Origin of the sequence: Mycobacterium sp. (assembly GCF_032161845.1) — a bacterium.
Taxonomy (GTDB): Bacteria; Actinomycetota; Actinomycetes; order Mycobacteriales; family Mycobacteriaceae; genus Mycobacterium.
Genome location: NZ_JAVRQA010000191.1, coordinates 1 through 26,089 on the forward strand (window position 1 = coordinate 1; position 26,089 = coordinate 26,089).

31 protein-coding genes and 1 pseudogene are annotated in these 26,089 nt (G+C 66.8%); 13 read left to right on the forward strand and 19 right to left on the reverse strand.

Annotation, left to right across the window (positions count from 1 at the left end):
* From QOD90_RS11080 to QOD90_RS11090, 3 genes are all read left to right on the forward strand, one after another.
* A partial coding sequence (locus QOD90_RS11080) for a serine hydrolase domain-containing protein (RefSeq protein ID WP_526349553.1) occupies positions 1–1,859 on the forward strand: 1,859 nt, incomplete at its 5' end.
* A 32-nt stretch (positions 1,860–1,891) separates the two neighbouring features.
* Complete coding sequence (locus QOD90_RS11085) at positions 1,892–2,674, forward strand: hypothetical protein (RefSeq protein ID WP_526349555.1); 783 nt, start codon at positions 1,892–1,894, stop codon at positions 2,672–2,674.
* Positions 2,675–2,737: 63 nt separating this feature from the next.
* Positions 2,738–3,166 (forward strand): DUF4267 domain-containing protein, encoded by a 429-nt coding sequence (locus QOD90_RS11090; RefSeq protein WP_526349557.1) that lies wholly within the window; start codon positions 2,738–2,740, stop codon positions 3,164–3,166.
* Here QOD90_RS11090 and QOD90_RS11095 read toward each other — a convergent pair.
* On the reverse strand, positions 3,093–3,578 hold the full coding sequence (locus QOD90_RS11095) for a hypothetical protein (RefSeq protein ID WP_526349559.1): 486 nt from the start codon (positions 3,576–3,578) through the stop codon (positions 3,093–3,095). The genes QOD90_RS11090 and QOD90_RS11095 overlap by 74 nt on opposite strands.
* A gap of 232 nt (positions 3,579–3,810) precedes the next feature.
* Between QOD90_RS11095 and QOD90_RS11100 the strand changes: the two genes are divergently transcribed.
* A complete protein-coding gene (locus tag QOD90_RS11100) occupies positions 3,811–5,331 on the forward strand; it encodes a serine/threonine-protein kinase (RefSeq protein WP_526349561.1) in 1,521 nt (506 codons plus the stop codon).
* Positions 5,332–5,345: 14 nt separating this feature from the next.
* On the opposite strand, the gene QOD90_RS11105 is transcribed toward QOD90_RS11100, so the two are convergent.
* From QOD90_RS11105 to QOD90_RS11115, 3 genes and pseudogenes are all read right to left on the reverse strand, one after another.
* Positions 5,346–5,567, reverse strand: coding sequence for a hypothetical protein (locus tag QOD90_RS11105; RefSeq protein WP_526349612.1), 222 nt, complete (start codon positions 5,565–5,567; stop codon positions 5,346–5,348).
* Between the two features lie 281 nt (positions 5,568–5,848).
* Positions 5,849–6,211 (reverse strand): annotated as a pseudogene (locus QOD90_RS11110) (SDR family NAD(P)-dependent oxidoreductase); the annotation flags it as partial.
* Between the two features lie 12 nt (positions 6,212–6,223).
* A complete protein-coding gene (locus QOD90_RS11115; protein WP_526349563.1) occupies positions 6,224–7,267 on the reverse strand; it encodes an aldo/keto reductase in 1,044 nt (347 codons plus the stop codon).
* A 94-nt stretch (positions 7,268–7,361) separates the two neighbouring features.
* Here QOD90_RS11115 and QOD90_RS11120 point away from each other — a divergent pair, with 94 nt between their 5' ends.
* Positions 7,362–7,904, forward strand: a complete 543-nt coding sequence (locus tag QOD90_RS11120; protein WP_526349565.1) for a TetR/AcrR family transcriptional regulator — start codon at positions 7,362–7,364, stop codon at positions 7,902–7,904.
* A 9-nt stretch (positions 7,905–7,913) separates the two neighbouring features.
* Here QOD90_RS11120 and QOD90_RS11125 read toward each other — a convergent pair whose 3' ends face one another.
* Both QOD90_RS11125 and QOD90_RS11130 read right to left on the reverse strand, forming a co-directional pair.
* Positions 7,914–8,285 carry an NIPSNAP domain-containing protein gene (locus tag QOD90_RS11125; protein ID WP_526349567.1) on the reverse strand — a complete coding sequence of 124 codons (372 nt, stop codon included), beginning with the start codon at positions 8,283–8,285 and terminating at the stop codon, positions 7,914–7,916.
* Positions 8,286–8,297: 12 nt separating this feature from the next.
* A complete protein-coding gene (locus QOD90_RS11130) occupies positions 8,298–8,981 on the reverse strand; it encodes a DUF6629 family protein (protein ID WP_526349569.1) in 684 nt (227 codons plus the stop codon).
* Positions 8,982–9,072: 91 nt separating this feature from the next.
* Between QOD90_RS11130 and QOD90_RS11135 the strand changes: the two genes are divergently transcribed.
* The gene (locus QOD90_RS11135; protein WP_526349571.1) at positions 9,073–9,258 is read left to right on the forward strand and encodes a hypothetical protein; all 186 of its coding nucleotides are present in this window, start codon (positions 9,073–9,075) and stop codon (positions 9,256–9,258) included.
* A 9-nt stretch (positions 9,259–9,267) separates the two neighbouring features.
* On the opposite strand, the gene QOD90_RS11140 is transcribed toward QOD90_RS11135, so the two are convergent.
* From QOD90_RS11140 to QOD90_RS11160, 5 genes are all read right to left on the reverse strand, one after another.
* A complete protein-coding gene (locus tag QOD90_RS11140) occupies positions 9,268–10,230 on the reverse strand; it encodes a glycine betaine ABC transporter substrate-binding protein (RefSeq protein ID WP_526349573.1) in 963 nt (320 codons plus the stop codon).
* Positions 10,231–10,992, reverse strand: coding sequence for an ABC transporter permease (locus tag QOD90_RS11145; protein ID WP_526349610.1), 762 nt, complete (start codon positions 10,990–10,992; stop codon positions 10,231–10,233). It abuts the gene before it with no gap.
* Positions 10,993–11,009: 17 nt separating this feature from the next.
* Positions 11,010–12,182, reverse strand: a complete 1,173-nt coding sequence (locus QOD90_RS11150; protein ID WP_526349575.1) for an ABC transporter ATP-binding protein — start codon at positions 12,180–12,182, stop codon at positions 11,010–11,012.
* Positions 12,175–12,822, reverse strand: a complete 648-nt coding sequence (locus QOD90_RS11155; protein WP_526349577.1) for an ABC transporter permease — start codon at positions 12,820–12,822, stop codon at positions 12,175–12,177. The genes QOD90_RS11150 and QOD90_RS11155 overlap by 8 nt, the downstream gene beginning before the upstream one ends.
* Before the next feature lie 128 nt (positions 12,823–12,950).
* Positions 12,951–13,544 carry a peptidoglycan endopeptidase gene (locus QOD90_RS11160; RefSeq protein WP_526349579.1) on the reverse strand — a complete coding sequence of 198 codons (594 nt, stop codon included), beginning with the start codon at positions 13,542–13,544 and terminating at the stop codon, positions 12,951–12,953.
* A 647-nt stretch (positions 13,545–14,191) separates the two neighbouring features.
* Here QOD90_RS11160 and QOD90_RS11165 point away from each other — a divergent pair.
* Positions 14,192–14,659: an SRPBCC family protein gene (locus tag QOD90_RS11165; protein WP_526349581.1), complete on the forward strand. Its 468-nt coding sequence runs from the start codon at positions 14,192–14,194 to the stop codon at positions 14,657–14,659.
* Here QOD90_RS11165 and QOD90_RS11170 read toward each other — a convergent pair.
* Positions 14,653–15,249, reverse strand: a complete 597-nt coding sequence (locus QOD90_RS11170) for a nucleotidyltransferase domain-containing protein (RefSeq protein ID WP_526349583.1) — start codon at positions 15,247–15,249, stop codon at positions 14,653–14,655. The two genes, QOD90_RS11165 and QOD90_RS11170, sit on opposite strands and share 7 nt — an antisense overlap.
* A 164-nt stretch (positions 15,250–15,413) precedes the next feature.
* On the opposite strand from QOD90_RS11170, the gene QOD90_RS11175 reads away from it, so the two are divergent.
* Positions 15,414–15,983 carry a hypothetical protein gene (locus tag QOD90_RS11175; protein WP_526349585.1) on the forward strand — a complete coding sequence of 190 codons (570 nt, stop codon included), beginning with the start codon at positions 15,414–15,416 and terminating at the stop codon, positions 15,981–15,983.
* On the opposite strand, the gene QOD90_RS11180 is transcribed toward QOD90_RS11175, so the two are convergent.
* The 3 genes from QOD90_RS11180 to QOD90_RS11190 all read right to left on the reverse strand — a co-directional run bounded on the left by QOD90_RS11180 (position 15,935) and on the right by QOD90_RS11190 (position 18,543).
* Positions 15,935–17,599: an acyl-CoA synthetase gene (locus tag QOD90_RS11180; RefSeq protein ID WP_526349587.1), complete on the reverse strand. Its 1,665-nt coding sequence runs from the start codon at positions 17,597–17,599 to the stop codon at positions 15,935–15,937. The two genes, QOD90_RS11175 and QOD90_RS11180, sit on opposite strands and share 49 nt — an antisense overlap.
* A gap of 51 nt (positions 17,600–17,650) precedes the next feature.
* Positions 17,651–18,082 carry a hypothetical protein gene (locus QOD90_RS11185; RefSeq protein ID WP_526349589.1) on the reverse strand — a complete coding sequence of 144 codons (432 nt, stop codon included), beginning with the start codon at positions 18,080–18,082 and terminating at the stop codon, positions 17,651–17,653.
* A gap of 74 nt (positions 18,083–18,156) precedes the next feature.
* Positions 18,157–18,543, reverse strand: a complete 387-nt coding sequence (locus tag QOD90_RS11190) for an Rv0313 family protein (protein WP_526349590.1) — start codon at positions 18,541–18,543, stop codon at positions 18,157–18,159.
* 119 nt (positions 18,544–18,662) lie between these two features.
* Between QOD90_RS11190 and QOD90_RS11195 the strand changes: the two genes are divergently transcribed.
* The 3 genes from QOD90_RS11195 to QOD90_RS11205 are packed head-to-tail and all read left to right on the forward strand — an operon-like array spanning position 18,663 to position 20,473.
* Complete coding sequence (locus QOD90_RS11195; protein ID WP_526349592.1) at positions 18,663–19,460, forward strand: nuclear transport factor 2 family protein; 798 nt, start codon at positions 18,663–18,665, stop codon at positions 19,458–19,460.
* Between the two features lie 15 nt (positions 19,461–19,475).
* Positions 19,476–20,051 (forward strand): hypothetical protein, encoded by a 576-nt coding sequence (locus tag QOD90_RS11200; RefSeq protein WP_526349594.1) that lies wholly within the window; start codon positions 19,476–19,478, stop codon positions 20,049–20,051.
* A gap of 38 nt (positions 20,052–20,089) precedes the next feature.
* On the forward strand, positions 20,090–20,473 hold the full coding sequence (locus tag QOD90_RS11205) for a DUF732 domain-containing protein (protein ID WP_526349596.1): 384 nt from the start codon (positions 20,090–20,092) through the stop codon (positions 20,471–20,473).
* Here the strand turns inward: QOD90_RS11205 and QOD90_RS11210 are convergent.
* From QOD90_RS11210 to QOD90_RS11225, 4 genes are read right to left on the reverse strand one after another with little or no spacing between them, the layout of a single operon-like run.
* Positions 20,441–21,250, reverse strand: a complete 810-nt coding sequence (locus QOD90_RS11210) for an SGNH/GDSL hydrolase family protein (RefSeq protein WP_526349598.1) — start codon at positions 21,248–21,250, stop codon at positions 20,441–20,443. The two genes, QOD90_RS11205 and QOD90_RS11210, sit on opposite strands and share 33 nt — an antisense overlap.
* A gap of 21 nt (positions 21,251–21,271) precedes the next feature.
* Positions 21,272–22,003 carry a hypothetical protein gene (locus QOD90_RS11215; protein WP_526349600.1) on the reverse strand — a complete coding sequence of 244 codons (732 nt, stop codon included), beginning with the start codon at positions 22,001–22,003 and terminating at the stop codon, positions 21,272–21,274.
* Between the two features lie 40 nt (positions 22,004–22,043).
* A complete protein-coding gene (locus QOD90_RS11220) occupies positions 22,044–22,934 on the reverse strand; it encodes a universal stress protein (RefSeq protein ID WP_526349602.1) in 891 nt (296 codons plus the stop codon).
* An 11-nt stretch (positions 22,935–22,945) separates the two neighbouring features.
* Positions 22,946–24,751: an amino acid permease gene (locus QOD90_RS11225; protein WP_526349604.1), complete on the reverse strand. Its 1,806-nt coding sequence runs from the start codon at positions 24,749–24,751 to the stop codon at positions 22,946–22,948.
* 310 nt (positions 24,752–25,061) lie between these two features.
* Between QOD90_RS11225 and QOD90_RS11230 the strand changes: the two genes are divergently transcribed.
* The gene (locus QOD90_RS11230) at positions 25,062–25,673 is read left to right on the forward strand and encodes a GIY-YIG nuclease family protein (RefSeq protein ID WP_526349606.1); all 612 of its coding nucleotides are present in this window, start codon (positions 25,062–25,064) and stop codon (positions 25,671–25,673) included.
* 3 nt (positions 25,674–25,676) lie between these two features.
* Positions 25,677–26,089: NUDIX hydrolase (locus tag QOD90_RS11235; protein WP_526349608.1), on the forward strand; the 413-nt coding region annotated here is incomplete at its 3' end.

The following is a 26,089-nucleotide window of genomic DNA, read 5'->3' on the forward strand; positions in this document are numbered from 1 at the left end:
GGGGCACGCACCCGACGATGGTGACCGGGGCGGGGGATTCGCGGAAGAACTGCCGCGTCCTGGTCGTCTTCGAGCCAGGCAGTCAGCCGTCGGTCGTCGGCCACTGGAAGAAGCTGTGGTTCGACTCCGGTGACCTGCTCGCCGACGATGGGGAAGCGGGCGAGCAGATGCGAGCCGGCTTCTCGTGCGCCGGTCTGATCGCCGTGCGCGAAGGTAGCGACACCTATGTCCGGGCGCTGTGGATTCCCAGCGACCCTCAGCGGGCACCGCTGCAGTGGTTCGAGACCGATCGCCAAGACCGACTGCACGACGCCGTCCAGACCATGCGTAAACACCGCACCCGGCTGTTCAACACGTTCCTGCTTGCCGATCCGCCGCAGCGGATCATGCTGTGGGACGACCCCGCGATCGATCAGGTCCACACGTTCGGCCTGAATCGCAGCGATGCGTTCGACAAGGTGGGCCAGGCGGCGAAGCAGGGCCTGGTGCCGTTGAAGATCAGCGGTGCGGGCGTTGGCGACGGCCGCATCTACGACATCGTGTTCGCCAAGCCGGACGCCAAGCTCCCCGAATGGACGTTTCGCAAGTCCGCGAGCCCATTTCACGCCGGCGCGCAGAATCCGTTCAAGAATATCGACGACTACATCAGGGACTTCATGACGCAGCGCGGCATCCGCGTGATGCAGTTCGCCGCAGCGGATCAGGGCCGCCTCGGTTACGGCCGTGCCTATACGTGGGCCGAGGACGACTTCCCGACGGCCCACGCCACCGATCTGTGCGAGATCGGCTCCACCACGAAGGCGATCACTGCGACCGCGATCATGATGCTCGTCCAGAACCAGCACCCGGCCTTCGCGGCGCACGGGGTGAACACCAAGGTGTACGACATCCTCGAGGCGTCTTCGACGCCGTGGAAGGACTTCACCGGCCAGGCGCCGACGGATCCGCGCTTCCACGAGTTGACCCTGGACCATCTGCTCAGCATGGTCAGCGGCTTCGGGCCCCTCGGCGCCAACCAGAGCGATCCCGAGATCGACGCGCTCATCAAGGCAACGATTCCCGGCACGACGGTGCACCATCCGATCACGCCCGCGCAGTCGATGTCCTACATGGCGCAGCGCGACGCCGACGTCTTCGACGGATCGACCAAGCCGGGGGAGGTGTGCGCGTATGCGAACATGGCGTTCGTCGTGCTCGGTCGCGTGCTCGAAGCCGTCACGGGCATGCCCTACTTGAAATGGCTGCGCGACAACGTCTTCGGACCGCTGGGCGTACCAGCTCAGCGCGTCCAGGTGGGCAGCGTCGTCCCCGGCGAGAACAACGAGCTGCTCTACCACTTGGCGCGACCGGTGCCCATCGACGCCTGGGCACACGTCAATCCCGCACCCGGTGCGCCGCGGCCGCTGGTGTATCCGCCGTACGAGGGCAACGGGCACACATTCGAAGCCCATGGGGCACTTGCCATGTCGATCATCGACATCACCCGCTTCTGCTCGTCGTTCGTCCGCCCGGAGGGTCCGGTGTTGATGACGCCGGAGGGGCTGGCCAAGATGTGGGGCTTCAAGCCGCAGTGGTCGAGCCTGCCGGGCACCAACGGCACCAACCTGCGCGGCTGGAACCGGTTGCCGGTCGACGGCCACGGTTACATCGCCCACAACGGCGGCACCGGTGGAGCCGAATCGATGTCGGGGGTCATGGAGGACGGAATGGCGTTCGGGGTCCTGATGGCGACGAACACCAACGGTGACGGATTCGACGGGACGCAATTGGCCTGGGTGTCACACGAACTGCACGCGATTCGCGACGCAGGCAAGTGGCCTGCCGACGACTTGTTCGGGCACTTCGGCGTAACGACGTAGGACGTCGAGAGGTCGCCGTAGGATCGGCAGCCGTGATGTACGTGGCGTTCGTCGCGATCGGGGTAGCGGTCATCGCGATCGGTCTTGGCTTCTACTTCGTTCGCGCGAGCCGCCGACGGACGCAACTGCGCTACGACGTCGTCGTCGAGCGGATCTTCGCGCCCGGCAGCACGGCGAAGATCACCATCGACGACAAGCCCGTTGCCGAGCCTCACGAAGTTCGGCTCTGGCTTCAGCCCGTCGGCAACACGGACATCACGTCGAATGCCTTCGACGAGGAGAGCGCACTGACGCTGTCGCTGGGAGTGCCACTGGCCACGGCTCCCACCTCGGGTGAGACCAGCCTGCTCTGCACCGGCTCGCCCGGTGACGATCACGTCGTGGTGCCGAGGCAGATGTTCAAGTGCGGCTCGCTGGTCTACGCCAGCATGATCGTCGACGGCGCGCCCGGCCCCAAGCTGCATGGCGGGCTGGCCAACGTGGACATCGTGAAGTTCGACGTCGCCGATGCTGGAAAGCAGAGTCTCGCCGGACTGTTGCGGGCCAGTCCGCAGACGATCTTCGCGGTCGGCAGCGTCGCCGTCGCCATCGTCGGTGGCGTGCTTGGCTTGTTCGCCGCGGCGTACGAGGCCGACGAGGAACGCGCGGCGGACGTCGCGAAGGCCGTCGCCGAGCAGATGGCGGCGCGAAGTGAGCTGACGCTCGCCGGAACCGACAACCCCGCGCTGATCGAGATGATCCGCAAGGCGGTGAACGACGCCCTCAACACGCGAGGAGTCGAGATCGGATCAGGGCAGCCGACTCCACCGCGCTAAGGGGTGGCGGCGGTACCGACCGAATCCAGCCGTGGGCGGCAGGCGAGGCCCTAGGCTCCGATCATGTCGATCGATCGTGCCGCGCTTGCCGTCGGAGGCATCCGCCTGGCCTCGGGAATCTCGTTCCTCGTCGACCCCCTTCGCGCGAACCGCCTTTGGGGCGATCCCGAGGAGCCGGTGGGCGGAGCGCGGCTACTTCTGTACTCGATGGGCTACCGCGACGCGCTCATCGGTGGACTTCTCACGGCCGCGGCGCTGCGTGGTCGCGACACCCGCGGGTGGTTCCTGGCGTCGGGCGGGGCCGACGCGGCAGATCTGCTCGGCGGACTGAGCGCTCACCACCAGATGAGGCGCTCCCAGCAGGTCATCGGGCTCGGCGGCGCGGTGGTGGGCATCGGCGTCGGGCTGTGGGGTGTCTTCAGACCGCGGGCGTCAATCGAATCGCCGCAAGGCCAAGCCGGTTCGATGCTTCCGCGAAGTCGGCGGACGTAGGGATCTCGGCGTCGCGGAACTTCAAGCCCATCGACCGCTGCGCCTTCTTCGCACCGTAGGACACCGCCGCGCGACGGGCGAGTTCGGCGACGACCGCGGAGTCGGTGATGAGTTGGCCGCTCATGGTCGTCGACGACCCGCCATGGCGCACCTCGACCGGGGCCCCGTCGCGAAAGTTGTACTTCCACCCGGCGTTGAGCAGGACGTAGAGGTCACCGTTGATGTGATGCGCGCTGACGGGGATCGCGAATCGTCGGCCGGTCTTTCGACCGGTGAAGGTGACGACCATGAAGTCCTTGAGCGCCGAGCCGAGCAGCGGGGCGCGCAGCGCCGCTCGAAGCAGGGGATTGACGACACGAAGTACAGCTTGCGGCGGATGGGCGATCTCGACCGCGGCGGGACGGGCTGACATGCCTTCACGGTAGGTCTCGAGACGGCGCGATGGGGGAGAACCACCGGCTGGGCTGCACCAATCCCACCATGTCCTGTCTGCCGACGAAGCCTGTATCCTGGCGGTCGAGCAATTGGCTTGTGCTGCTGTGACTTCGGTGTCGGCGCACGCGGCCTGCCGCGAGGTGCGGGTTGAGCTGGGCAGGAGCGGGAACACCGTCACCACGCATCGCGAACAGGCGAAAGGAAGACTTATGGGCTCCCCGGGTGCCGGTTCGCGTCTCGGTACGCGCTTCGGGCCCTACGAGCTGCAGGAGCTGATCGGGCTCGGCGGCATGGGCGAGGTGTACCGCGCGTACGACACCGGGCGGGAGCGCATGGTGGCGCTCAAGCTGTTGCGCTCCGACATGGCTGCCGACCCTTCCTACCAGGAACGCTTCCGGCGCGAGTCGCGCATCACGGCCCGGTTGCAGGAGCCCCACGTCATTCCCGTGCACGACTTCGGTGAGATCGACGGGGTGCTCTACATCGACATGCGCCTGGTCGAGGGCGCCAGCGTCAAGGGCGAGCTCCGGGTGCACGGTGTGCTGCCGCCGACCCGCGCGGTATGGATCCTCGGGCAGGTCGCGTCCGCGCTGGACGCCGCGCACGCCAACGGCCTGGTGCACCGCGACATCAAGCCGGAGAACGTGCTGCTCACGCCGGACGACTTCGCGTACCTGGTGGACTTCGGCATCGCCCACGGTGGCGGCGAGGCAACCGTGACGAAGACCGGGCTGATCATCGGGTCCTGCGCATACATGGCCACCGAACGGCTCAGCGGAAAGCCCGGCGGCCCCGCATCGGACGTGTACTCGCTGACGTGCCTGCTGTACGAGTGCCTCACGGGTCGGGCGCCGTTCGAGGCGGCGGACCTGCGACAGGTGATGAGCGCGCACATGTTCGCGGCGCCACCGCGGCCGAGTGTCACGGGGCAGGGCATCAACCCGGCCTTCGACGAGGTCATCGCGAAGGGCATGGCCAAGGATCCCGCTGCCCGGTATGGATCGGCAGGCGAGCTGGCCAGGGCGGCAGCTGCCGCCCTGCACGGGCGACGCGCGCCCGTCGCCCCGGCCGTCCGCCCCGGCCCGCCGGCGACGCGCCAGTTCCCGGCACCGGATCCGAGACCGTATACGCCGGTCGCGCCGGTCCGAACGTCACGCTTCAGCCGCACGCAGAAGGCGCTGCTTGGCGGGACGGTCGCCATGTTCGCGTTGGCGGCCGGGCTGGCCGCTGCGATCGTGTTCACCGGCGGCGGTACCGGGTCGCAGCCGCAGAGCCCGCTCGCCGCGCCGCCCGCGTCGACCACGACGGTGACCACCACGGCGCCGCCCACCGACTCGGAGGACACCTCGACTTCGACTTCGACGTCTACGTCGCCAACGACGTCGACGTCCGCCGCTCCGATTGCCGGTGTCTCGGGTGTCGATGCGCAGGGATTCGTCGGGCACTCGGCGCGCTGCGACGCTGGGAGTTCGCCCTCGGCGATGATCAGGACCGCGAATTCGTTGGCCATCGTGTGTGAGACAGCGCCGGGGAGCTACTACTACCGAGGTGAAAGGCTGCGCGACGGCGCCGAGTTGCAGCTGGCGAATGCGGTGCCCTCCGGCGGTGGCTTCGACGCCATCAATCCGGCCGACGGCGCGAGGTATGAGGTGCGGCCGGACATGCTGACCATTTCGAGCAGCCGCGGCACCGAGACGGATCCGGCCCTGGAGTACGGCTCGGCGCAGTAGCGCGATCCACAGTGTCAGCCGACTGCATCCGGCGGGAACGCGGCGGGGAAGTCCTCGGCGTAGTCGGCCGATCGTCCGACGGCAGCCCACTTGCGGTCTTCGGCGAGCAGGTGCTCATCGTGGCGGATCGAGCCATCGACGGCGTTGACCCCGAGCGGCAGATGGTAGGGCAGGTCGTTGCGCCGCGACATTTGCACCAGGATCCGCGCCGCACGGGCCGGATCCCCAGCGCTCACGGCGGGATTTGCCGAGAAATTCGTCCGCGCCCCTACGGTGCTCGCGTAGCGCTCCGGGACGTCGGCGATCTCCATAGACGAGCCCGCCCAGTCGGTGGCGAAGCCGCTGGGTTCCACAACCAACACCTTGATGCCGAAGGGCGCCGTCTCGGCTTGCAACACACGGGAGAATCCGTCGATGGCGAACTTCGCTGCCTGGTAGGACGCGATGCCAGCCGAACCGCCGACCCGGCCTCCATGGACGAAAACTGAATGATCAGACCGCTGCCCTGTTCGTGCAGCACCGGGATGGCCGCCTTCGATACGTGGTAGACGCCCCAGAAGTTCGTCTCGAACTGCGCACGGAAGTCACCGTCGTCGCCAGTTTCGATCGGCGCGACGTTGGCGTAGCCGGCGTTGTTGACGACGACGTCGATGCGGCCGAAGCGATTCCGAGCGGCGGTGACGGCCGCCTGCGCGGCGTGCGCGTCAGTGACGTCGAGTTGCAGCGGCAGAATGCCATCGCCGTACTCGCTCACGAGGTCGGCGAGTTGGTCGGGCCGCCGGGCGGTCGCCGCAACCGCGTCGCCCGCCTTGAGCGCTGCGAGCGTCAGTTCGCGGCCGAAACCGCGCGACGAGCCGGTGATGAACCAAACCTTGCTCATGTGTCCTCCTACTTACTTGGCGACCGTGCTGGCATGCGCGGCCGTGTACCGTTCGCCTGCGATGATTCCGTGGGCGAAAGCGTTTGACAGATAGGCGACTTCGTCGCGGCTGATCGGAATGGAGGTCGCCGCGAGGTTCTCCTCGACGTATTCGACGCGTTTGGTCCCCGGAATGGGCACGACGTCGAGCGGCTGAGCCAGCAGCCAGGCCAGCGCCAACTGACCCGGTCGGCAATCCTTGGCGCTTGCCAACCTCTTGAGCGCCTCGACCGGACGGAGGTTGGCGGCCAGATTCTCCGGCGTGAACCGCGGGTTCGACGCCCGAAAGTCGTTGCGGTCGAACGCACGATCCGACGACAGCACACCAGTCAACGCCGATCGGCCCAGCGGACTGTACGGCACCAGGGTGATCCCGAGTTCACGGCAGACGTCGGTAATCCCTTGCTCCACTTGGCGTTCCCACAGCGAGTACTCGCTCTGCAACGCGGTGATCGGATGTACGGCGTGCGCGCGCCGCAGCAATCCGGGACTCACTTCGCTGAGTCCGATCGCGCGGACCTTGCCTGCCGCGACCAACTCGGACATCGCGCCGATGGTGTCCTCGACGGGAACGTTTGGGTCGACCCGATGGCAGTAGTAGAGGTCGATGACGTCGACGCCCAACCGACGCAGGCTGGCCTCGCACGCCGTGCGCACATAGTCGGGGTGCCCGTCGATCACGATGCCGTCGCCGGAGTCATTGACCTTGGCGGCGAACTTCGTTGCCAGCACGACTCTTTCGCGCCGGTCGGCGATCGCCCTTCCGATCAGCTGCTCATTGTGGCCGAAACCGCGGGCCTTGGTTGAGGTGCCGATGTCCGCCGCGCCGTACACGTCGGAGGTGTCGAGGAAGTTCACTCCAAGTTCGATCGCCGACAGGATGGTCTGCACCGATTCCTGGTCATCGGCGCTGCCGTAGAACTGCGACATACCCATGCAGCCCAACCCGATGGGGCGCACCCACAAGTCGGAACGTCCAAGCCGAACCGTCGCCGATCCGTCGATCTCTGCAGCCATCTTCACGTCTTCCTTTATCTGATAGTCGAACTCTCAGATACTATGAACGCACTGACGTTGCTTTTATTTCCGACGGGCGAGGAGGTGCGCTGACATGCGACGAGACGCGGCAATCAATCGCGACAAGATCGTCAAAGCCGCCGAAGAAGTCTTCGCCGAGCACGGCACCGCTGCGACGCTGGACGACGTTGCGCTAGCTGCCAACGTTGGGCCAGCCACCTTGTATCGCCGATTCGCCAACAAGGAGGCACTGGTCGCCGAAGTGCTCACCAATTTCTTTCAGCGCCTCGTCGACAGCGCTCACCAAGCCGCACAAGCTCCACCGGAGTCCGGCCTCGACGAGTTCCTCAGCACCGTCGGCATCGAACTCGCCCGCAACGCCGGGCTCTCCGCTCCGGTGTGGGGCGACCTCGCGCCGACTGCTCTCGTCGAAGAGCTTCGCGACCTGTCGACCGATCTTCTCAAGCGCGCGCAAGCGGTCGACGCGATCCGTCCCGACGTGACCGTCGACGACATCACCGCGGCGGTGTGGGCACTGCGCGGCGTCATCAGCACCGAGCGCACGGACGCCGCGCACCAGGGCGATGAATTGTGGCGGCGCCACCTGCGCACGATCCTGCGCGGTTTCCGGGAGTGAATCCGCGCCCTACTGCAGGGGCGAACCCGGGATGGGCTCGAGCACGCGTACCGTCGTCGAAACAATCAGCGAGACATCGAAATCCGCGTGGTCCGTGACGAAGTCCGCACTGCTCGCGTAGGACTCGGCGAGCCGCGCTGGGTCATCACCGGAGCGATAGCCGACGAGCGCCAAGACACGGAAGCCGTCGAACGCGACATCGGTCCAGACGCCATGGACGATGATGCCGTACCCGCGCAGTGTGTCGATGTGGCGCGGCCAGAAGACCTGCGTGTACTGGCGCAGTGCCTCGGCGTTGGCCAGGGTGTACGTGCGCAGTTCCAGCACCGCGGATTCCTCTCCGATCGACTTACCGAAGGTTCGGTGAGTGAATGTCGCCACGAGTCCGTTGGACTAATGTGCCGACTCCCGCACCAACACCTCAACCCGCAACCGCTCACGGTCCGGCGAACCTCGACGGCTCCGCATGTGCAACCACACCGCGAGCGATGCGAACGCGGCGTACGCGCACCACAGTGACGTGAACGCCGTGAAGTAGACCATCGAAACCACGATGAGTCCCACCAGGTTCAGCATGCCGAAGACTTTTACCAAGCGATAGCTCGACACCACTAGTGCGCCGCAAATCGCCACGACGTACAGCGTCGCCCACACCAACGGGTGCGCGACACCGGTCTGATACTCCAGACAGTGCGGGTGCTCGACCACCACGACCGGCTTCGCCAGCACGACGTAGGTCAGGTACACCGCGACGACCAACCCGATCGCCACGAACGGCGCCACGCGGCGCACCTTCTCTCGCGGTTCGAGCAGCATCACCGAGGCCGGTACCAGCGCCGGCAGCAACGGCCACGCGATGAACACGTAAACCAGCGCCGCAAGTTGACCCACTCTGGGAGAGACGGTGCCATCCAATTGCGCCCACGTGAAGGCCTCGATCAGCTGATGCGCCGCGAAGACCGCGGGCAAGGAGGCGAACGGCACCTCCCGCCAATGCCCGACCTCGCGCAGCGACAGCACCGCGACCGGTGTCAGCGCCGCGCCCGCGACCAGGTCAGCCGTGACCGAGAAACACATCCGCTGTGTCCTCTCGTCCGTGTGCTCCGTGAAACAGGGTCCCACGAGCGGCGGCGCACCTCACCCCAACGACACGGACTAACCTCGAGTCATGCGCATAGTCGTTCTCGGTCTCGGTGTCGTCGTCGCGTGCTTCGGCGTGCTGTGGGCCCTGCAGGGTTTCGGCGTCGTCGGCGGCAGTCCCATGTCCAACACCACCACGTGGTCGATCATCGGGCCGATCGTCGCCTTGGTCGGCATCGCCATCGCGGGCTATGGCGCACGAATGCGCAAGTAGCACCACCGCTTAGGTCAGCAGGCCTTCCTCGACCAACCATTCGCGGGCAACCAGAGCGGGATCCTCGCCGTCGTTGTCCACCTTGGCGTTCAGTTTCAGCATCACGTCGTTGGTCACCTTGGGATTGAGCTGAGCGAAGATGTCGGCCAGCTCTGGGTGCGCAGTCAGCAAGTCGCTGTTGACCACCTCGGTCAGGTTGTAGAGCGGAAAGAACTGCCGATCGTCGTCGAGCACCCGCAGCTTCAGCGACGGGATGCGGCCGTCGGTGGTGAACACCTCACCGAAGTTGCAGTCGCCGTCGGCCGTCGCGGTGTAGATGACACCCGTATCGAGATTGGTCACCGTGCCGAGCGCGTCCCGCGACAGACCGTACGCCTGCAGCATCGGCACGAATCCGTCGTTGCGACTGGCGAATTCGCTCTCCACGCAGAACGTCAGATCCTGCTTCGACAGCCGGGCGAGGTCCGATAGCTTGGTCACGTTCAGTCGCTGCGCCTCGGACTCGCGGATCGCGAACGCGTACGTGTTGTTCATCGGCGCGGGCGGCAGCCACGTCAGCTCGTTCACCTTGTCGGCGTCGTTGACCGCCAGCCACTGCTGCTGGCTGTCCTTGATCGGCTGCTCGTTTCCCAGGTAGTTGATCCAGCCCGTACCCGTGTACTCGGGGGAGACGTCGGCGTCACCATTGAGCATCGCTTGGCGCACCCCGAAGCTGCCCGGCGTGTTGGTCAGGTTCGTCACGTCCGCGCCCGCGGCGGCCAGGATGATCGAGACCATGTTGCCCAGGATCAGTTGTTCGGTGAAATCCTTTGCAGCAACCGTGATCTTGACACCCTCGAGCTTGTCGTAGTGCTGGATCGCGCCGGGCTTGGCCTCCAAGACCGCGCCGCTCGCCGAGCGCAGCCCACAGCTCGCGACGGAAACCGAAAGCACCAGAGCCAGCCCGACCGCCAGGAGCCGTCGCACCCTCATCTACAGCCCCTTCGGTGAAGCGATCATCTCGACCACCCGCGCCAGCCAGTCGATGGACAGCGCCAGCGCCGCCACCAGGATGGCGCCGACGATCAACGTCGTCGTCTGCTGCAGCTTGATGCCGGTGGTGATCAGCTGACCCAGCCCACCGGCCCCGGTGAACGACGCCAGTGCCGCCGTCCCGACGATCAGCACCAGCGCCGTGCGCACGCCCGCGATGATGACCGGCATCGCCAGCGGCAGCTCGATCCGCAGCAGCGTTGTCATCGCCGACATGCCCATCCCGCGCGCCGCCTCGACCAGCCGTGAGTCGACGCCGTCCAGCCCCACCACCGTGTTGGCGATGATCGGCAGCGCGCCGTACACCGTCAGCGCTGCGATCGCGCCCACGTTGCCGATACCGAAAAGCACTGCGCCGAGGGCGATTAACCCGATCGCCGGGGCGGCCTGCCCAAACCCGGCCACTGTGATGATCGGCTTCGCGAAGCGACGCATCGACCCGCGGGTGAGCATGATGCCGACCGGAATCGCGACCAGACACGTCAGCAGCGTCGCCGCGAGGCTGACCACCATGTGCTCCTGCAGGAGCGTCAGCAGCGCCGACACCGACAGCGACCGCTTCTCCGACTCCGAGATGTCGGCGACGTTGACGTAGAGCAGCGAGCCGGCCACCGCCAGCACGCAGAACAAGGGCTGCAGAATCCACCGCGGACGGCCCGGCCTGATCTGCGACGCCGACGACACCGCGGGTTCGACGTCGATTTCCGGCACGGCGGCCGTCACGACGCCGGCTCCACCGGCACGGACGCGCCGCGAAGGTCGCTCATCGCGTCCATGATCGTCTCGACCCGGATCACGCCCTGGTAGACGTTGCGGCGCCCGGTCACCACCACGACGCCGTGCGACGAGGTGAGCATGCTGTCGAGCGCATCGTTGAGCGTCGAGGCCAGGCTGACCACCTCGAGGTTCTCGTCGCGCGGGACGTCGGACAGCGACCTGGCGTCGGACAGCGCGTCGACGGACAGCCACCGCTGCGGGCGGTCCTGGTCGTCGAGGACGATCACGTGCTCGCGGTTGATGGCGCGCGCCGCGCGCACGGCCTCCGCCGGATCGCCGCCGACCCGTGCGACCGCCGCCTCATTGAGTTCGACGTCGCGCACCCGGGTCAGAGTCAGCTGCTTGAGCGCGGCGCCGTGCCCGACGAAGCCACGAACGAAGTCGTCGGCCGGGTTGGCGAGGATCTCCTCGGGGGTGTCGTACTGCACGATCTTCGAACCCTGCTGCAGGATCGCGATCTTGTCGCCGAGCTTCACCGCCTCGTCGAAGTCGTGGGTTACGAACACGATCGTCTTGCGCAGCTCGTCCTGCAGCCGCAGCAATTCGTCCTGCAACCGCTGCCGGGTGATGGGGTCGACGGCGCCGAACGGCTCGTCCATCAGCAGCACCGGCGGGTCGGCGGCCAGCGCTCTCGCGACCCCGACGCGCTGCTGCTGCCCGCCGGACAGTTCGCGCGGATACCGGTCGCGATACTTGTCCGGCTCGAGGTTGACCAGCTCGAGCAGCTCGTCGATGCGGCTGGCCGTGCGCTTCTTGTCCCACTTCAGCAGCCGCGGCACGATCGCGATGTTGTCGCCGACCGTCAGGTGCGGGAAGAGCCCGGCGCCCTGGATGACGTAGCCGATGTGGCGGCGCAGTTCGTCGGCGTTGCGGTGTGTGACGTCGTCGTCGCCGATGAAGATGCGTCCGCTCGTCGGCTCGATCAGCCGGTTGATCATCTTCATCGTGGTCGTCTTGCCGCAGCCCGACGGCCCGACCAGCATGACGATCTCGCCCGCCGCGATCTCGAGGGTGACGTCGTCGACCGCGGGTGCGGCCTTCGGGTCGTACTGCTTGGTGACGCCGTCGAGCAGGATTCGGGCGCCGCCCGTCGAACGAGACGAAGTGTCAGACACGAATTCCCCTTGGCGTGGTGAGTCGGGTGATCAGGTTGAGCACGGTGTCAAGGACGACGGCCAGGATCAGGATCCCGACGGTGCCCGCAACGATCGAGTTGGTGGCGTTCGCCCCGCCCGTGCGGGAGATGCCGGAGAAGATGTAGCCACCCAGCCCAGGGCCCAGGGCGTAGGCGGCGATCGCGGCGATCCCCATCAGCATCTGTGCGGAGATTCGAACGCCGGTCATGATCACCGGCCACGCCAGCGGCAGCTCGAGACGTACCAGGGTGGTGAAGCGGCTCATCCCCATACCCCGCGCCGACTCGACCAGGGTGCGGTCAACGCCGGCCAGCCCGACGAGGACGTTGCGCAGGATCGGCAGAAAGCCGAAGAACACCAGCATGATGACCGACGGCAGCACCCCAATCCCCACGATGCCGACCAGGACGCCCAACAGTGCGTAAGACGGAATGGTCAGCCCGACGGACGTCAGCGCGTTTCCGAACGCCAGGCCCCACTTGGAGCGGTAGACCACGACGCCGATGACGACGGCGATGACGGTCGCGAGGATCAAGGTCTGCACGACGAGGCTCATGTGCTGGTATGCCAGAAATGACAGCACCGACCAGCGTTCTTTCACGAAGTCGAAGAAACCCATGTACTACCTGCGCCCCTTCAGATTGCCTCGTTGCCGACGCCGGGTTACCCAGGCTTTGCCAAGACGAAACCCCGGGGAGCCGCTTTTGGCGGCTCTCCGGGGCTCTGAGGGGTCTAAGAGCGGTGTTGTCAGATCGCGGTCAGCGCGTCCTCCGGGGCAGGTGGCACCTCGGCACCGGGCGGCGGCGGGGGCAATTCGTTGTTCACGCCGTCCACCACGGGGATGTCGGCGGGGCCGGGTCCGGGGGGCGGCGGCGCGAACGGGTCGGCCGGGGGCGGCGGCGGGGCGAAGGGGTCGAACGGGGGAGGCGGAGCCATCGGATCCTCGGCCTGCTCTCCCTGCGCCAGCGGCAGGTACATGTGGCGGGTGAACTGGCGCTGGAAGGCGCCGCCGCCACCGATCCGGACACCGCCACCGCTCTCGCCGGAGGACACCGGGGTGCCGTCGGGCAGCGTGACGGCCGTGTGGCCGGAGTTCCAGCCGATGTTCAGCGCGCCGGGTTGCGTGCCGTACTTGAAGCCGCGGGCCAGCAGGGCCTGCTCTTCGTTGCCGGTGTGGAAACGATCGCCGTAAACCGGGCGGCCGGTGGCCGCGTTGGCCACCCATGACGCCAGTCCTGAGCAGTCCGTACCGGCGGGCGTATCGCCACCCGTGCGGTACGGCGTCCCCGAAACCTGGTTGACCAGAGTCAACAGGGCTGTGGTCGCAATAGCTTCGATCATGACGTCGGACGCTAGCAATGGGATTTCGGCCGCGCCAAAATCTGTTACCACCATCACGTTTCGGCACGATCGTGACACGGTCGGTAAATGCCGTTGCCGCCGTGGCCTTTTCGAAGGCGACCCAGTGACTGGTGTCGTACCCGTTTGCGCCGGAATCGAATTCGCTCGGTGCGTCGCTCACCCTACGAAACACCATGTCAAAGCGCAAATTTGGCAATGCGCCTTCGCACGTGACGTCGGTCTCATCGCAGGTCGCCTGCTGCGGAAACTGGGCAGCCACACCGCACTGTCGCTGCCGTCGATCAGCCCGACGTTTATCGATCAAGTGAGCGATGCCGTTCCGTGACTGATCGTTTGGCGTGCGCACGTTGTTCGCGCTTCGTCGACAGCTCCACGACCAACGGCCAATTGTGCCCTTGAGCAGGCACTTTCGGTGCTGACCAGGCAAAACGTTGCTCAGCAAGCGAAAATCGTCGAGTCATGGCCACAGCAGTCACAATTTCCTCACCAGTGCCGTCGCCCACTGCGGGCCGATGTCCACCAATGCCTTCGGCCACGAACTATCCGAAAGCCACACTCGCCCAAACGAATTCACCCAATGGACGTGCGAGTTCGGCCGCCCCGGCACTGAGGAGTAACTTTGCGACGTGGCACAACGCGAAAATTGGTGGCTGACCAGCACGAACCATGTCGTTTCCGACGAGGTGCCCGCCGCCCCGCAGGACGTCCGCGACTTCTACTGCGACCTGCACAACATCACGCAGTTTCACCCGCTCGTCGCGTCGATTCAGGTCATCCACCGCGAGCAGACCGATCACTCCCATACCCAGACCTACCGCATCCGCGACCGCATCCCGTTCGGTCCGTTCACGATGGGCATCGTCTACACCGCCAAGGTGCACGTGCCGATCAGCGGCGACGTTCTCACCGAGGCGCACCAGTTCCCCAGGGTTCGGCTATTCGGCCGGGTGTCGTTCGACCACGTCGAGGGCGGCACGCGACTCACCGAGCGGTTGCGGATCGAGGCCCCGCGCCCGCTCGCCGCGACGACCGCACGGCAAGCCGTGAAGGCGCACACCGAGATGCTCGCCGGAATCCGGCGCTGTTTTCAATGACGAGTCGCGACCACGCCGATCCACGGGTGACCCGGATGGGTCTTCTCCAACCACCCCGTCAGCCGTGACCGTCGGGCGTCATCCATGACGGGCAGCACCCGCCGCAGATCGGCTTCGTCCTTGTCGCGTCGATGCTTGGCCTTGAACAGCAGCGCCACCTCGGGGATGACGTACGGGATCCCCGCGCTGGTGTGCAGGATGAGCTCGCCGTAGGGCAGGGTGATCGATGGGTTGCGACGGCATACCCACTGGTCGCCGTGATGCGGTTCGCGGAAGACGTCGAGGTGATAGCGCCCCGAGCCGGGGTTGCGCAGCCACGTCTGGAAGTGTTCGGTCAGGTTCTCTGGGTACGGCCACACTCGACCGTCGCCCGCGACGTCCCAGGCGAAGTCGGGCAGCGCTGCCGCGACCTCATCGAATCGTGCTGACGGAACGGCTATTTCGATGTCGTGATGCTGGCGGGCCGCTCCGGCGGTGAAGAGTTCCAGCGCCCACCCGGCGGCGACGCACCATGGCGCGGCGACCGCCGACAGCCGCTGAGCGACGTCCTCGGGCGGCCACGGCTCCCAGAGGTCCTCGAGCCCGCTCACGTACGCGTGGGGGCAGATGACATGACACCAGTTCTACCCGCCGCTCGAGGTCGACGCGCCGCCAAACCAGGGGCTTTACAGATTGCTCTAAAACTGTCACGCTCAGTGTTCAGGTCGCGATAAGTTCGACGAGTCCCACGACAGCAGCCCCGAGGTGGAAAGCGATGAGCGCACGGACGTTTGGTACCCGCAGCAGGGTCAACACCGGCAGGGCGGGCAGGTATGAGCTCGACGTGACCGCGTCCGACGTCACCGACCTGGTGCGCTCGGCAGGCGGCTGGCTCTACGACCGGTCCAAGGCCGGTTGGGACGTGAACGTCGTGGTCACCGCCGGGTGCGACCCGTTGCCGCTCCAGATTCTCGGCGTCAGCACGGAACCGCGCGAGCTCGACGACGACGCCGACGCACCGGCGCGGGCCGTGGCGCTGGCCGCGTCCGCCGACGCCGTGTGCGCCGACCCCGAACTGCGGGTCGCCGTGCTGCGCGCCATGAAGCGTGGCATCGGTGACGTCCTGATCTGGGGCACGTCGTGGCCCGAAGGCGTCGAGCGTGCCGTCGACCCGGTCGATCACGAGCTGAGCGCCGCCGCTCGGGTGTTCAAGGGACATGCATTGGCCGCGCTCGGGCTGGCGGAGACCGTCGGACCGACCGAGACCTTCAGGGGTCGGATCAGCGGCCGCTCCGGCTACTCCGACCTGACCCCTTCGGTCGCGACGTCCTTGGCCCAGCGGTAGTCAGCCTTGCCGGCAGGGGAGCGCACCACCTTCGGCGTCCTGATGAACGCCTTCGGGATCTTGTAGCGCGCGATCGACGTCTTGCACACCTCGACGAGTTCGTCGTCGGTGGCGTCCGCTCCGTCCGCGAATTGCACCACAGCGACCACTTCGCTGCCCCACCGCTCTGATGGCCTGCCCACCACGACGACGTCGTAGACGCTCGGATGCGCGGCGATCGCCCGCTCGACTTCCTCCACGAAGATCTTCTCGCCACCGGAGTTGATGGTCACCGAGTCGCGGCCGAGTAGCTGAATTCGTCCGTCGGACAACACATCTGCCCGGTCGCCCGGCACCGACCAGCGGACCCCGGCGATCGTCGGGAACGTCTTGGCGGTCTTGGCCTCGTCGCCAAGATACCCCAGCGGAATCAGGTCGCGACGCGCCAGCCAGCCCTGTCCCTCACCCGGCTGGAGCACTCGGTCGAGGTCCGCCGAGACGACCGCGGTGTCGGACTGCGGGGTGAACGTAGCCGCCTGCACCTCGGCGCCCGCCGTCGTCGCCGTGCTCATTTGCGCGCCGGACTCCGAGGCTCCGACCGCGTCGAGCAGCATCAGATGCGGTAGCGCCCTGAGGATGCGCTCGCGCACCGTCGGTGACAGCGGAGCGCCGCCGTTGGTGATGGTGAACAGGCCGGACAGGTCGTAGTCGCCGGCCTCGATCTCGTCGAGCAGCGGGCGGGCGATTGCGTCGCCGACCACCGGCAGGCTGAGCACCTTCTCCTCGGCGGCCAGGCGCAGCACCTCGGCGGGCCGCATCCGCTCCACGTCGTCGGGGATGACGATCCGGCCGCCCATGGTGACGGCGTTGAAGGCCGCCCATTGCGCGGCGCCATGCATGAACGGCGGGATCATCAGCATCGACATCGCCCCCGCTGACGCGCGTGCCTTCTCGGCCAGCTCGTCGTGCGAGGCCAGCGGCTGGTCGCTGCCCCACGGCCGTCCGCCCATCGACGACAGGAAGATGTCGTGCTGACGCCACAGCACGCCCTTCGGCATGCCCGTCGTGCCGCCGGTATAGAGGATGTAGAGGTCGTCGCCCGACGGCGTCGGCAGACCCCCGGAGGGCGGCGGGGTGGTCAGGATGGTCTCGTAGTCAACGGCGCCGGGGAGCAGCTCGTGACCGGAGTGGTCGGCGACCTGGATCAGCACCCGCAGTTGCGGCAGCCGGTCCCGGATCGCGGCCACGCGCGGCGCGAACTCGGCCGGGTACACCAGCGCCGTCGACCCGGAGTCGATCAGCAGGTAGAGCAGCTCGTCCTCGACGTAGCGGTAACTGACGTTGAACGGCGCCACCCGGGACCGGTACGAGCCAATCATCGTCTCGAGGTACTCGTTGCCGTTGCGCAGGTAGATGCCGAGGTGATCCTGCCCGGACTCGTGGCCCGCCAACGCGGCGCGCTCGGTGTGCGCGCCGAGTCCAACCGACGTCAGGTAGTTGGCGAAGCCGCTGACTCGGCGGTCGACCTCGCCGTAAGACAGCCGTCGGCCCCGCCACACCAGGAACGTCGAATCGGGGATCGCCTCGGCGACCGTGCCGAAGACGTCGGACAGATTGAAGTTAGTCCCACTACCCATGAGAACCGACCATACAGGTGCCTCGTAATCGTATGGTCTGAGGTTGCTCGACTAGCCGGGAAAGAACCCGTCGCCGGTCAACGTGCCCGGCTGCCAGCCCTGCTCGCCAAGGCACACCATCGGGCGACCGTCCGGCGCCTGCGCCGCGCCCTTGGGGCCGTCGCACTTCGCGCCGATGTCCTGGACGCCCTTGAGCGGGTATGACGACACCCAAAACCCGGTGTAGACCGGCGGCCACTGGTTCGGGATGTAATGGCAGACCACCGTCGAGCCGCCACGGCTGCGACCGAAGGTGAAGAGCTGATAGTTGTCGCACGGCGCGCCAAGCGAGGCGTCGTAGTTCATGCCGGGCACGTCGGTGGCGGACGTGTCGTAGAGGCCGGGATTGTCGGGAAACATCGGACCCGGGTCGGCTGCGGCCGACGGCGCCAACGCGATGGCTGCCCCCGCGATCGCCGTAACGATCGTCAGTTCGCGAATCATGATGATGTGCCCTCCTCGGTTCCGGCAAAGCCTAGCGGGTATCGCCGAGGAGGCGCGTCGTTTCGATCGAGGCGTTATTCGCCAAGCCCCGGGTCGCTGCGCTCCTGCCCGGCGGCGTCGAAGACGCTGACCGCGATGCCGTACGGCAGGAAGCGCACCTTGCGGCCGGGATCGGTGTTGTTCTTGTTGGCGCGCAACGCGTCCAGCTCCGTTGGGTACACCTCTTCGATGTGGGCGCCGCCCGCGTCGTCGACCGTGTAGATCGACCACACGCCGTCGCCGGTCTCACCCGTGGTTTCCGGCTCGCTCTTGGGGCGCGTGCCCTTGGTGAACTCGCCGAGCAGCGTCGACCAGCCCGCCTGCTTGCCGAGGCTGCCCAGGGCATCGCGCAGACCGTCGCCCGCCTCACGCATGACTCGGTCGAAGTCCTCCGGGTCGATCCCGAACGGATTCTGGCTCATGACGGGCTCCTCACTCTGCGCCGACTCGAGGTCGATGGCGCTTCTCACCAGTGTGCAGGTCCACGGCGAACTTCGCCACGACGTTCCCTCGATGGCGAATGAAGTGGTAAGTGATGGGGATGGCCCAGACCCGTGCCGAACTGATCGCCGCCGTCGAACGGTCGCCCGAGGCGGCGGGCGACCACGACCGCGACGGCTGGGTCGGGCTCTTCACCACCGACGGGCACGTCGAGGACCCCGTCGGTTCCCGGCCCCACCGTGGGCGCGCGCAGATCGCCCGCTTCTACGACACCTTCATCGGACCGAGGGACATCACCTTCCACCGCGGCGCCGACTTCGTCTCCGGATCGACCGTCGTCCGCGATCTGACCCTCGAGGTGCGGATGGGCGCGTCGGTGACGATGATGATCCCCGCCTTCCTGCGGTACGACCTCGACGACGCGCTGAAGATCGTTCGGCTGCAAGCATTTTGGGAACTGCCGACGATGGTGTGGCAGTTCGCGCGCAACGGGGTCGGTGCCGTGCCCGCCGGCCTGCGGCTGTCACGGGCATTGCTCCGCAACCAGGGGCTGACGGGAGCGGCCGGCTTCCTGACCGGTGTCAGCGGCGCGACAAGCCGCGGCAAGCGGCACGTCGCCGCACTGCTCGACGACTCTTGCGCAGGTGACGAGGTGGCCGTGAAGCGACGGCTTTCCGACGCCGGACATCTCACCAGGGGTGGCGACGACCGCATCGGCACCTCCGAACTGGTCGCGCTACTGCATGGCGCGCGCTGGGACGGGATGATCCGCGCCGGGCACAGCGTGGTCGCGCGCGTCCACCGCGACGGCCATCGACTGGTGCTCTTTGGCGAGATCGAGACCGGACCGACGCACCTCGGTGCGGTGCAGGTGTTCACCGACGAGCACTGGACGTGACAAGGTATTTGGACCATGCCTGACTACGACGCCACCTACGACGCCATGACCTACGAGGAGTTCGGCCGCCGGTTCTTCGAGATCGCGGTGACCGAGGAACGCGTCGGCGCGGCGATCGGTCAAATCGCCGGCGCCGAGTTCACCATGGGTCCGATGGCTCAGGGGCCGGGCAAGATCGCCAAGGTCACCGCGAAGGTCAAGGTCCAAGACCCGGCGGTGACACGACACCTCGGCGAGCAGATCACCTTCGACATCCAGATTCCGCTGGAAATCGAACTGGTCATCGACCTACGCATCGACAAGCCGCGCTTCAAGGTCTTCGGCGAGATCGCCCTGCGCGCCACCGCGGTCGCCGCCCACCCGCTGGCGCTGATCCTCGACGTCGAGAAACCCCGCCCGTCGGACATCTCCATCCACATCACGTCGACGACCCTGCGTGCCGAACTGGTGCGGATCGTCGGCGGCGTCGACGCCGAGATCAAGCGCTTCGTCGCCCAGCACGTCGCCGGCGAGATCGACAGCCCCGAGTCCGAGAAGGCCAAGGTCATCGACATCGGCGGCCAGATCGCCGAGGTGTGGACCGGCATCTGATTGGGTTGATCATGGCCATCCGCCGTACTGTCTTGCGCGTGGACAGCAAATCGATGACCCGAATCGCCGTCGTCACCGGCGGTGCCATCTGCGCTGCCCTGGTGGCCGCGGCACCCGCCTCGGCCGACCCGACGACCGACTTCATCGACTCGCTTGGCACCGCGGGCATCGGCATGGGCGACCCCACCCAGGCGGCCGACCTCGGCCAGTCGGTGTGCCCGATGCTGTCGCAGCCGGGCCAGGACATGGCCGACACCGCAGCGCGGGTCGCCGACGTCGGTGGCATGTCACTGGGACCCGCGACCATGTTCACCGGACTCGCGATCTCGGCGTTCTGCCCCGGCGCGATGTCTTCGCTGGCCAACGGCGAGTCCCCGATTCCGCTCGACCTACTCGGCAACCTCGGCAGCCTCGGTTTCTAAGCCCGACGCCACCGGTTCGAGCCGCGGGCGCTTCGGACCGCGGCCGTTGCCGCTGGACAAGCCCCGCAGGTGCCGCCAGATCCACGGCATCAACAGATTCTGCGCCCACAGGGCCTGCGAATACATCCGCGACCGAAGGCCCGGTCTCACCACCTCGGCAGGCGAGATGGCCCAATCATGGCTGCTGCCAGGCAATCCCAGCGCCTCGGCGGCAGCTGCGGCGAACAGCGCATGCCCCGCCGGTGAGCCATGCACCCGATCGGGGCTCCAGACGTCCGGATCGCTCATCGACTCCGCCTCGTAGAGATCGACGAGCCGGAACCCATGCCGGACCGCCGCCTCCCGAACCACCGCGTTCATCTGCAGCACCCGGGCCCCGAGGAAGCGCCCCACCGGCAGGATCTGCTCCAAGTCGGGAAACGTGGTCGTGACGACTGTGGCGCCGGTCTCGGCGAGCCGGTCGTGCAACAGGTCGATGTCCTCGAGCGCCTTCTCGAAGGTCTTGCCGGGCCTCGTCACGTCGTTCATCCCGATGCAGCTGGTGATCAGGTCGGGCTGCATCGCGACGGCCGCAGGCAACTGATTGTCGAGGACGTCGCGGATGCGGCGGCCGCGCACGGCGAGGTTCGCGTACCGGACGCCGGGGTGCAGTTCATCGAGCCTGACGGCCAGTCGGTCGGCGAAGCCCTTCACGCCGGACGCATCGTCGCCGTCCCACAGACCTTCGGTCTGGCTATCGCCGAGAGCGACGTATCGGAGGTATGACTCGTCGGCCACGAGCGCACTCTAGCGGTGCGCTCAGGGACGCGTGTCGGCAGCGCTGGGCCAGATGAGGCTCAGCGGCATGTCGGCGCGCCACTCCGGCAGCGTGCCGGTGAGCCGGACGATCCCCGGGGCGAACTCGATCGACGTCAACTGCAGGCCGTGCGGTAGCTCGGGGACGCTCACCCGGTACGACGGCGTGCGGGCCGGCAGACTCCACCGCCTGCGTCGCACGACCGCGCGGGGGGTGACCCACAGCGTGGACCCGTCGAGTCGGGCGTCGACCTCCACGTGGCCACTGCCCTTGCGCCTCGCGAGGTGCAGGCGGGCGATCCCGTCGGAGCCGACCGCGCCCGCCAAACGTGGCGCCGCCCACCGGAACACGTCGTCCAGGGCGGGGGCGGGAACGTCGACCGTCAGCTCGACGGGTGCGGCGACCACCTCCGTTGGCCGGAGGTTCCCGCGGAAGTGCAGGTTGTGAAGGGTGACGAGCGCCCGATCGAACTCGAAGTCGCGCCAGGAGATGCCCTCGGCTTCCAGGTGGACGTCGTGGTGTCGGCCCGAGGCGAGCCGGGAGCTGAGGTGGGTCACCGTGAGGTCCAGGGTGCCGGCCTGGGGTGAGTCGACGCGGATCGAGAGGCGTCTGCCGACGAGGAGCTGGCGCACGGTGACGAACATCGTCTTGTAGGCGGCGGCCACCCCGGTGGCGGCCAGCAGGTCGAGCGGGCGGAACGGATCCCAACCACGGAGCGGCCCCGAATCCGTCACCCCTTCAGCATCCGGGAATGCCGCGCGCGTGCCAACTCGGCTAGGTCGGCTGCTGGTAGCGGGGCACGATCATCACCGGCACGGGCGCGTGACGCAGGATCTTCGACGCGGCCGAGCCGAGGAACACCCTGGCCACCGGACCGGCCGTCCCCGAGCCCATCAGCAGAATGTCGCCTGCTTCCCAGGTCACGGCCTCCACCGCCTCGCGCCAGTCATGACCACTGCCGACCTGCAGGTCGACATCGGGCACGGGGATGCGTTCGCGAATGGCGTTGAGCTGCTTGACCACATCGTCGGAGGTCCGACGCGACCACTGCTCCAGCACCAGATCCTCGGCGCTAGGTTCGATCGATCCACCGAACATGCGGACCGGCCGCACCGCGAACGACACGATCCGCAACGACGCCGACCACCTCTTGGCCACTTCTGCTGCCGCGGGGATCAGACCGTTGCCGTCGGCCTCGTCGCCGTAGGCGGCAGTGACCCTGCGCACCGGGCCAGATGCCGACGTGTAGCCGCGCGGCGCGATTGCGACCGGCACCGACGCGGTATGGACGAGTCGTTCGGTGACACTGCCGAGACCGACGCGACCCAACAACCCCGACGACGAGGATCCGACCACGACGAGCCGGGCGTCGTGAGCGGCGACCAGTTCCATCAAACCCATTGGGATGGAGGTCGATTGGTGGACGACGATCGGAATGTCGAGCTCACCCGGCAACTGACCGACCACCCGCTCGAGGGATTTCCGTGCCTGCGCAGAGACGTACTTCAGATACTCGATCTCGACGGGGTCGTCCCGCGGCGGGAAGGCCCGTTCGACGACTGCCGTGGCGATCACCTTCTCGCCGGTGTTGCGCGCCACTTGGACTGCGAGGTTGAGCGGCGCGCTGCCTTGGCGACTGGAGCTGAAGCCCGCGATGATGGTCATCGAGCGAACTCTCAGGCCCGGGCCGGAGCGGCCACAACGTGCGTGACCGGCACGTCGTACTCGGCACGGGCGCGGTCCACGACGTCAAAGCGATGCCACACCGAGGATTCGGGCGGCAGAGTCGAGATGACGATCTGATCTGGATGGAACGACGCAACGGCACTGGCCAACGCCCGCAACGGCCGGGTGTCGCCGATCTCTCCCTCGGCCTCGAGGTTCTCCGAATGCAGCGTGGACAGCGTGCCGTCCAGCCGCTCCTGAGCGACCCTGCGGGTGGCCTCCAGAAGATCCAGCGGACCGTTCGTGGCGGTGCCGGCCTCGATGGGGCTGGCAGGAACGACCACGAAGTAGGTGGCCGACCTGGTGGCATCGATGCGACGCAACTCGTCGAGCAGTTCCTGAGACTCGACGGTTTGGTTCGCAAGGACCAGCACACGGTGGGGTTCGTCCGTCCCGGCTGCGCCCTCGACCTCGGGCCGCCGGTTGATGAACCACCGATTGCCCAGGTAGATCAGGATGACCACGGCCCAAGACAGCAGGCTCAGAACCAATTGCGACCGGACGTCGGCTTGAATTCCCATCTGCACGAGGATCGCAACGATTGCGACCGCAGTGAGGATGGAAACCGCCGGGAAGAGCCACATCTTCACCTTCAAATCCGAGTCCGGCGTGCGACGGCGCAGCAGTATCTGTGAGATGGCGATGAGCAGATAGACGAAGAGGATGATCGCGCCGCTGGAGTTGAGCAGGAACGCGAAGATGGTGTCCGGTGACACCGCCGCGGCGATGACGCAGAGGAAGCCGATGACCGACGACGTCAGGATCGCGGCTGCAGGCACTCCGCGGCGGGTCACGTTGACCAGGCCGGCAGGAGCCTCACGGCGCGCGGCGAGGACGAAGAGCATGCGCGACGCCGTGTACATCCCGGAATTCAGACAGCTGAGCACCGCTGTCAGCACGACGGCGTTCATGATGTCGTCGGCGTAGGGAATGCCCATCTCGGTGAACGCCGCAACGAAGGGCGATGCGGCCACCTGATCGTCGTTCCAGGGGAGGATCGTCACCAACAGGAACGCCGAGCCGACGAAGAACACTGCGATACGCAGAATCACCGAGTTCGCGGCCTTGGCCACCGCCCGCTCCGGATCCGAGGACTCCGCCGCCGCGATGGTGGCGATTTCGGCGCCGACCATCGAGAAGATCACCGTGACAACGCCGACCGTCACCGCCATCGCCCCGAACGGAAAGAAGCCGCCGTGAATCCACAGATTCGAGAAGTCCATCGACTTGTTCGGCCATACTCCCAGCACGTAGGCCCCGCCCAGCACGATGAAGGCGATGATGGCAGCGACCTTGATGCCCGCGAACCAGAACTCGAACTCGCCGAACGACGACACCGAGAACAGGTTGGTCGCCGTCATCAGAACCATCAACACCAGTGCGGACAGCCACAGCGGGACGTCTATCCAGTACTGAATGATCTTGGCACCGGCGATCGCTTCGAACCCGACGACGATCACCCAGAAGTACCAGTACAGCCAGCCAACGGAGAAGCCAGCCCAGTTGCCCATGGCCGTGCGGGCGTAGTCGGCGAACGAGCCCGTCGAGGGGTTGGCGACGGCCATCTCGGCGAGCATCCGCATCACCATGATGATCAGTACGCCTGCCAGCGCATAGGTGATGAAGGCACCAGGCCCGGTGTCGCCGATGACCACACCAGAGCCGACGAAGAGGCCGGCGCCGATGACGCCGCCGATCGCGATCATGGTCAGCTGTCGCTGGCTCAGTGCCCTCTGCAGGGTTGGTGTCGTGCCCATGCCATCCTCCGGTTTCGCGTGCGGCGAGGGAATCGCTCCGATTGGAGCGACAGTTCAGATTGGTGCGTCGCCCCGAGACGGACTTCGGCGACTCATGCGCGAGTATTCCTGTGCCCCACGCCTTTGCGTAAGAATTCTTGCAACAAGCTACCGTCCCGTCTCCTAGCTCGCACCCGGTAGAGGTGCTGGTGCATTGGGCTTAGAAATGGGAGCGTAGGCCTCTCACTCCTCAGCCGGGGGAGTTTTGCACACCCCTACCGTTCGAACCCTATGAATATCGCTGGCATCGGGCTGTGGAAGGCTGAGAAGTATGTCCGAAGCCCAGAACTCGAATACCCTCGCGGGATTTCTTGACGCGCAGCGATTTACGCGCGAGCAAGCGCTCACCGAGCCGAGCCCGGTCCCGCACGCTCCCGGCGCCTACGGATGGTGGTTCCGCACGCTGCCCGCGGCCGTCGACGCCACGGGCTGCGAGGTGCGCGACGGCCTGACCCTGCTGCACGTCGGGATCAGTCCGACCCCGCCGCCGGCGAGCGGGAAGCGACCGGTCAGCCAGGACCTGCACAAGCGGATCCGCTATCACTTCGGTGCGGCGCGCGGCAGCGCCGACGGTTCGTCACTGCGCAAGACGCTCGGCGTGCTGCTGGCTCCCGAACTCGGACTCGAACTGCGTCGCGTCGGCTCGGGTCGACAGATCACCCTGGCGGGCGGCGAAGCCGTCCTCAACCAGTGGATGAGTGAGAACGCCCTCGTCTCTTGGGTGGTGCAGCCCGAGCCATGGGTGTTCGAGGACGAACTGACTGCCGCCCTCGTCCTCCCACTAAACCTCCAGGACCACAACCCATTTCAACCGGAGCTGAAGCGGCTGCGACGCGAGGCCGTCCTCAAGGCGAACAAGCTGCGCGTGCTCAAGGAGTGGTAGGCCATGCCGCGAATGAGCGCCGGCCTTCTGCTCTACCGGATCGGCGCTGAGGGAGTCGAAGTCCTCATCGGCCATCCCGGCGGTCCGTTCTGGGCACGCAAGGACGACGCTGCGTGGTCAATCCCGAAGGGCGAGTACACCGAAGACGAGGATCCGTGGACGGCCGCGCAACGGGAGTTCGTCGAGGAACTCGGCCTTCCCGTGCCCGACGGACCGCGGGTGGCCCTGCCGCCGGTGAAGCAATCCGGCGGCAAGATCGTCACCGCCTTCGCCGTCGAGGCCGACCTCGACATCACCGCCAGCGTCAGCAACACGTTCGAACTGGAGTGGCCCAAGGGGTCGGGGAAGATCAAGGAGTTTCCCGAAATCGACCGCGTCGGTTGGTTTTCCGTCACCGACGCCCAGGTCAAGCTGCT

What these genes read in the sequence shown, in the direction of transcription:
- QOD90_RS11135 (WP_526349571.1), top strand. Translation starts at nt 9,073, where the DNA reads ATGCGCATAGTCGTTCTCGGTCTCGGTGTCGTCGTCGCGTGCTTCGGC.
- QOD90_RS11225 (WP_526349604.1), bottom strand. Translation starts at nt 24,751, where the DNA reads ATGGGCACGACACCAACCCTGCAGAGGGCACTGAGCCAGCGACAGCTG.
- QOD90_RS11095 (WP_526349559.1), bottom strand. Translation starts at nt 3,578, where the DNA reads ATGTCAGCCCGTCCCGCCGCGGTCGAGATCGCCCATCCGCCGCAAGCT.
- QOD90_RS11160 (WP_526349579.1), bottom strand. Translation starts at nt 13,544, where the DNA reads ATGATCGAAGCTATTGCGACCACAGCCCTGTTGACTCTGGTCAACCAG.
- QOD90_RS11190 (WP_526349590.1), bottom strand. Translation starts at nt 18,543, where the DNA reads ATGAGCCAGAATCCGTTCGGGATCGACCCGGAGGACTTCGACCGAGTC.
- QOD90_RS11155 (WP_526349577.1), bottom strand. Translation starts at nt 12,822, where the DNA reads ATGGGTTTCTTCGACTTCGTGAAAGAACGCTGGTCGGTGCTGTCATTT.
- QOD90_RS11140 (WP_526349573.1), bottom strand. Translation starts at nt 10,230, where the DNA reads ATGAGGGTGCGACGGCTCCTGGCGGTCGGGCTGGCTCTGGTGCTTTCG.
- QOD90_RS11220 (WP_526349602.1), bottom strand. Translation starts at nt 22,934, where the DNA reads ATGACCATCATCGCGGGCTTCAGCTCCAGTCGCCAAGGCAGCGCGCCG.
- QOD90_RS11200 (WP_526349594.1), top strand. Translation starts at nt 19,476, where the DNA reads ATGCCTGACTACGACGCCACCTACGACGCCATGACCTACGAGGAGTTC.
- QOD90_RS11185 (WP_526349589.1), bottom strand. Translation starts at nt 18,082, where the DNA reads ATGATTCGCGAACTGACGATCGTTACGGCGATCGCGGGGGCAGCCATC.
- QOD90_RS11195 (WP_526349592.1), top strand. Translation starts at nt 18,663, where the DNA reads ATGGCCCAGACCCGTGCCGAACTGATCGCCGCCGTCGAACGGTCGCCC.
- QOD90_RS11100 (WP_526349561.1), top strand. Translation starts at nt 3,811, where the DNA reads ATGGGCTCCCCGGGTGCCGGTTCGCGTCTCGGTACGCGCTTCGGGCCC.
- QOD90_RS11120 (WP_526349565.1), top strand. Translation starts at nt 7,362, where the DNA reads ATGCGACGAGACGCGGCAATCAATCGCGACAAGATCGTCAAAGCCGCC.
- QOD90_RS11175 (WP_526349585.1), top strand. Translation starts at nt 15,414, where the DNA reads ATGAGCGCACGGACGTTTGGTACCCGCAGCAGGGTCAACACCGGCAGG.
- QOD90_RS11180 (WP_526349587.1), bottom strand. Translation starts at nt 17,599, where the DNA reads ATGGGTAGTGGGACTAACTTCAATCTGTCCGACGTCTTCGGCACGGTC.
- QOD90_RS11130 (WP_526349569.1), bottom strand. Translation starts at nt 8,981, where the DNA reads ATGTGTTTCTCGGTCACGGCTGACCTGGTCGCGGGCGCGGCGCTGACA.
- QOD90_RS11115 (WP_526349563.1), bottom strand. Translation starts at nt 7,267, where the DNA reads ATGGCTGCAGAGATCGACGGATCGGCGACGGTTCGGCTTGGACGTTCC.
- QOD90_RS11230 (WP_526349606.1), top strand. Translation starts at nt 25,062, where the DNA reads ATGTCCGAAGCCCAGAACTCGAATACCCTCGCGGGATTTCTTGACGCG.
- QOD90_RS11090 (WP_526349557.1), top strand. Translation starts at nt 2,738, where the DNA reads ATGTCGATCGATCGTGCCGCGCTTGCCGTCGGAGGCATCCGCCTGGCC.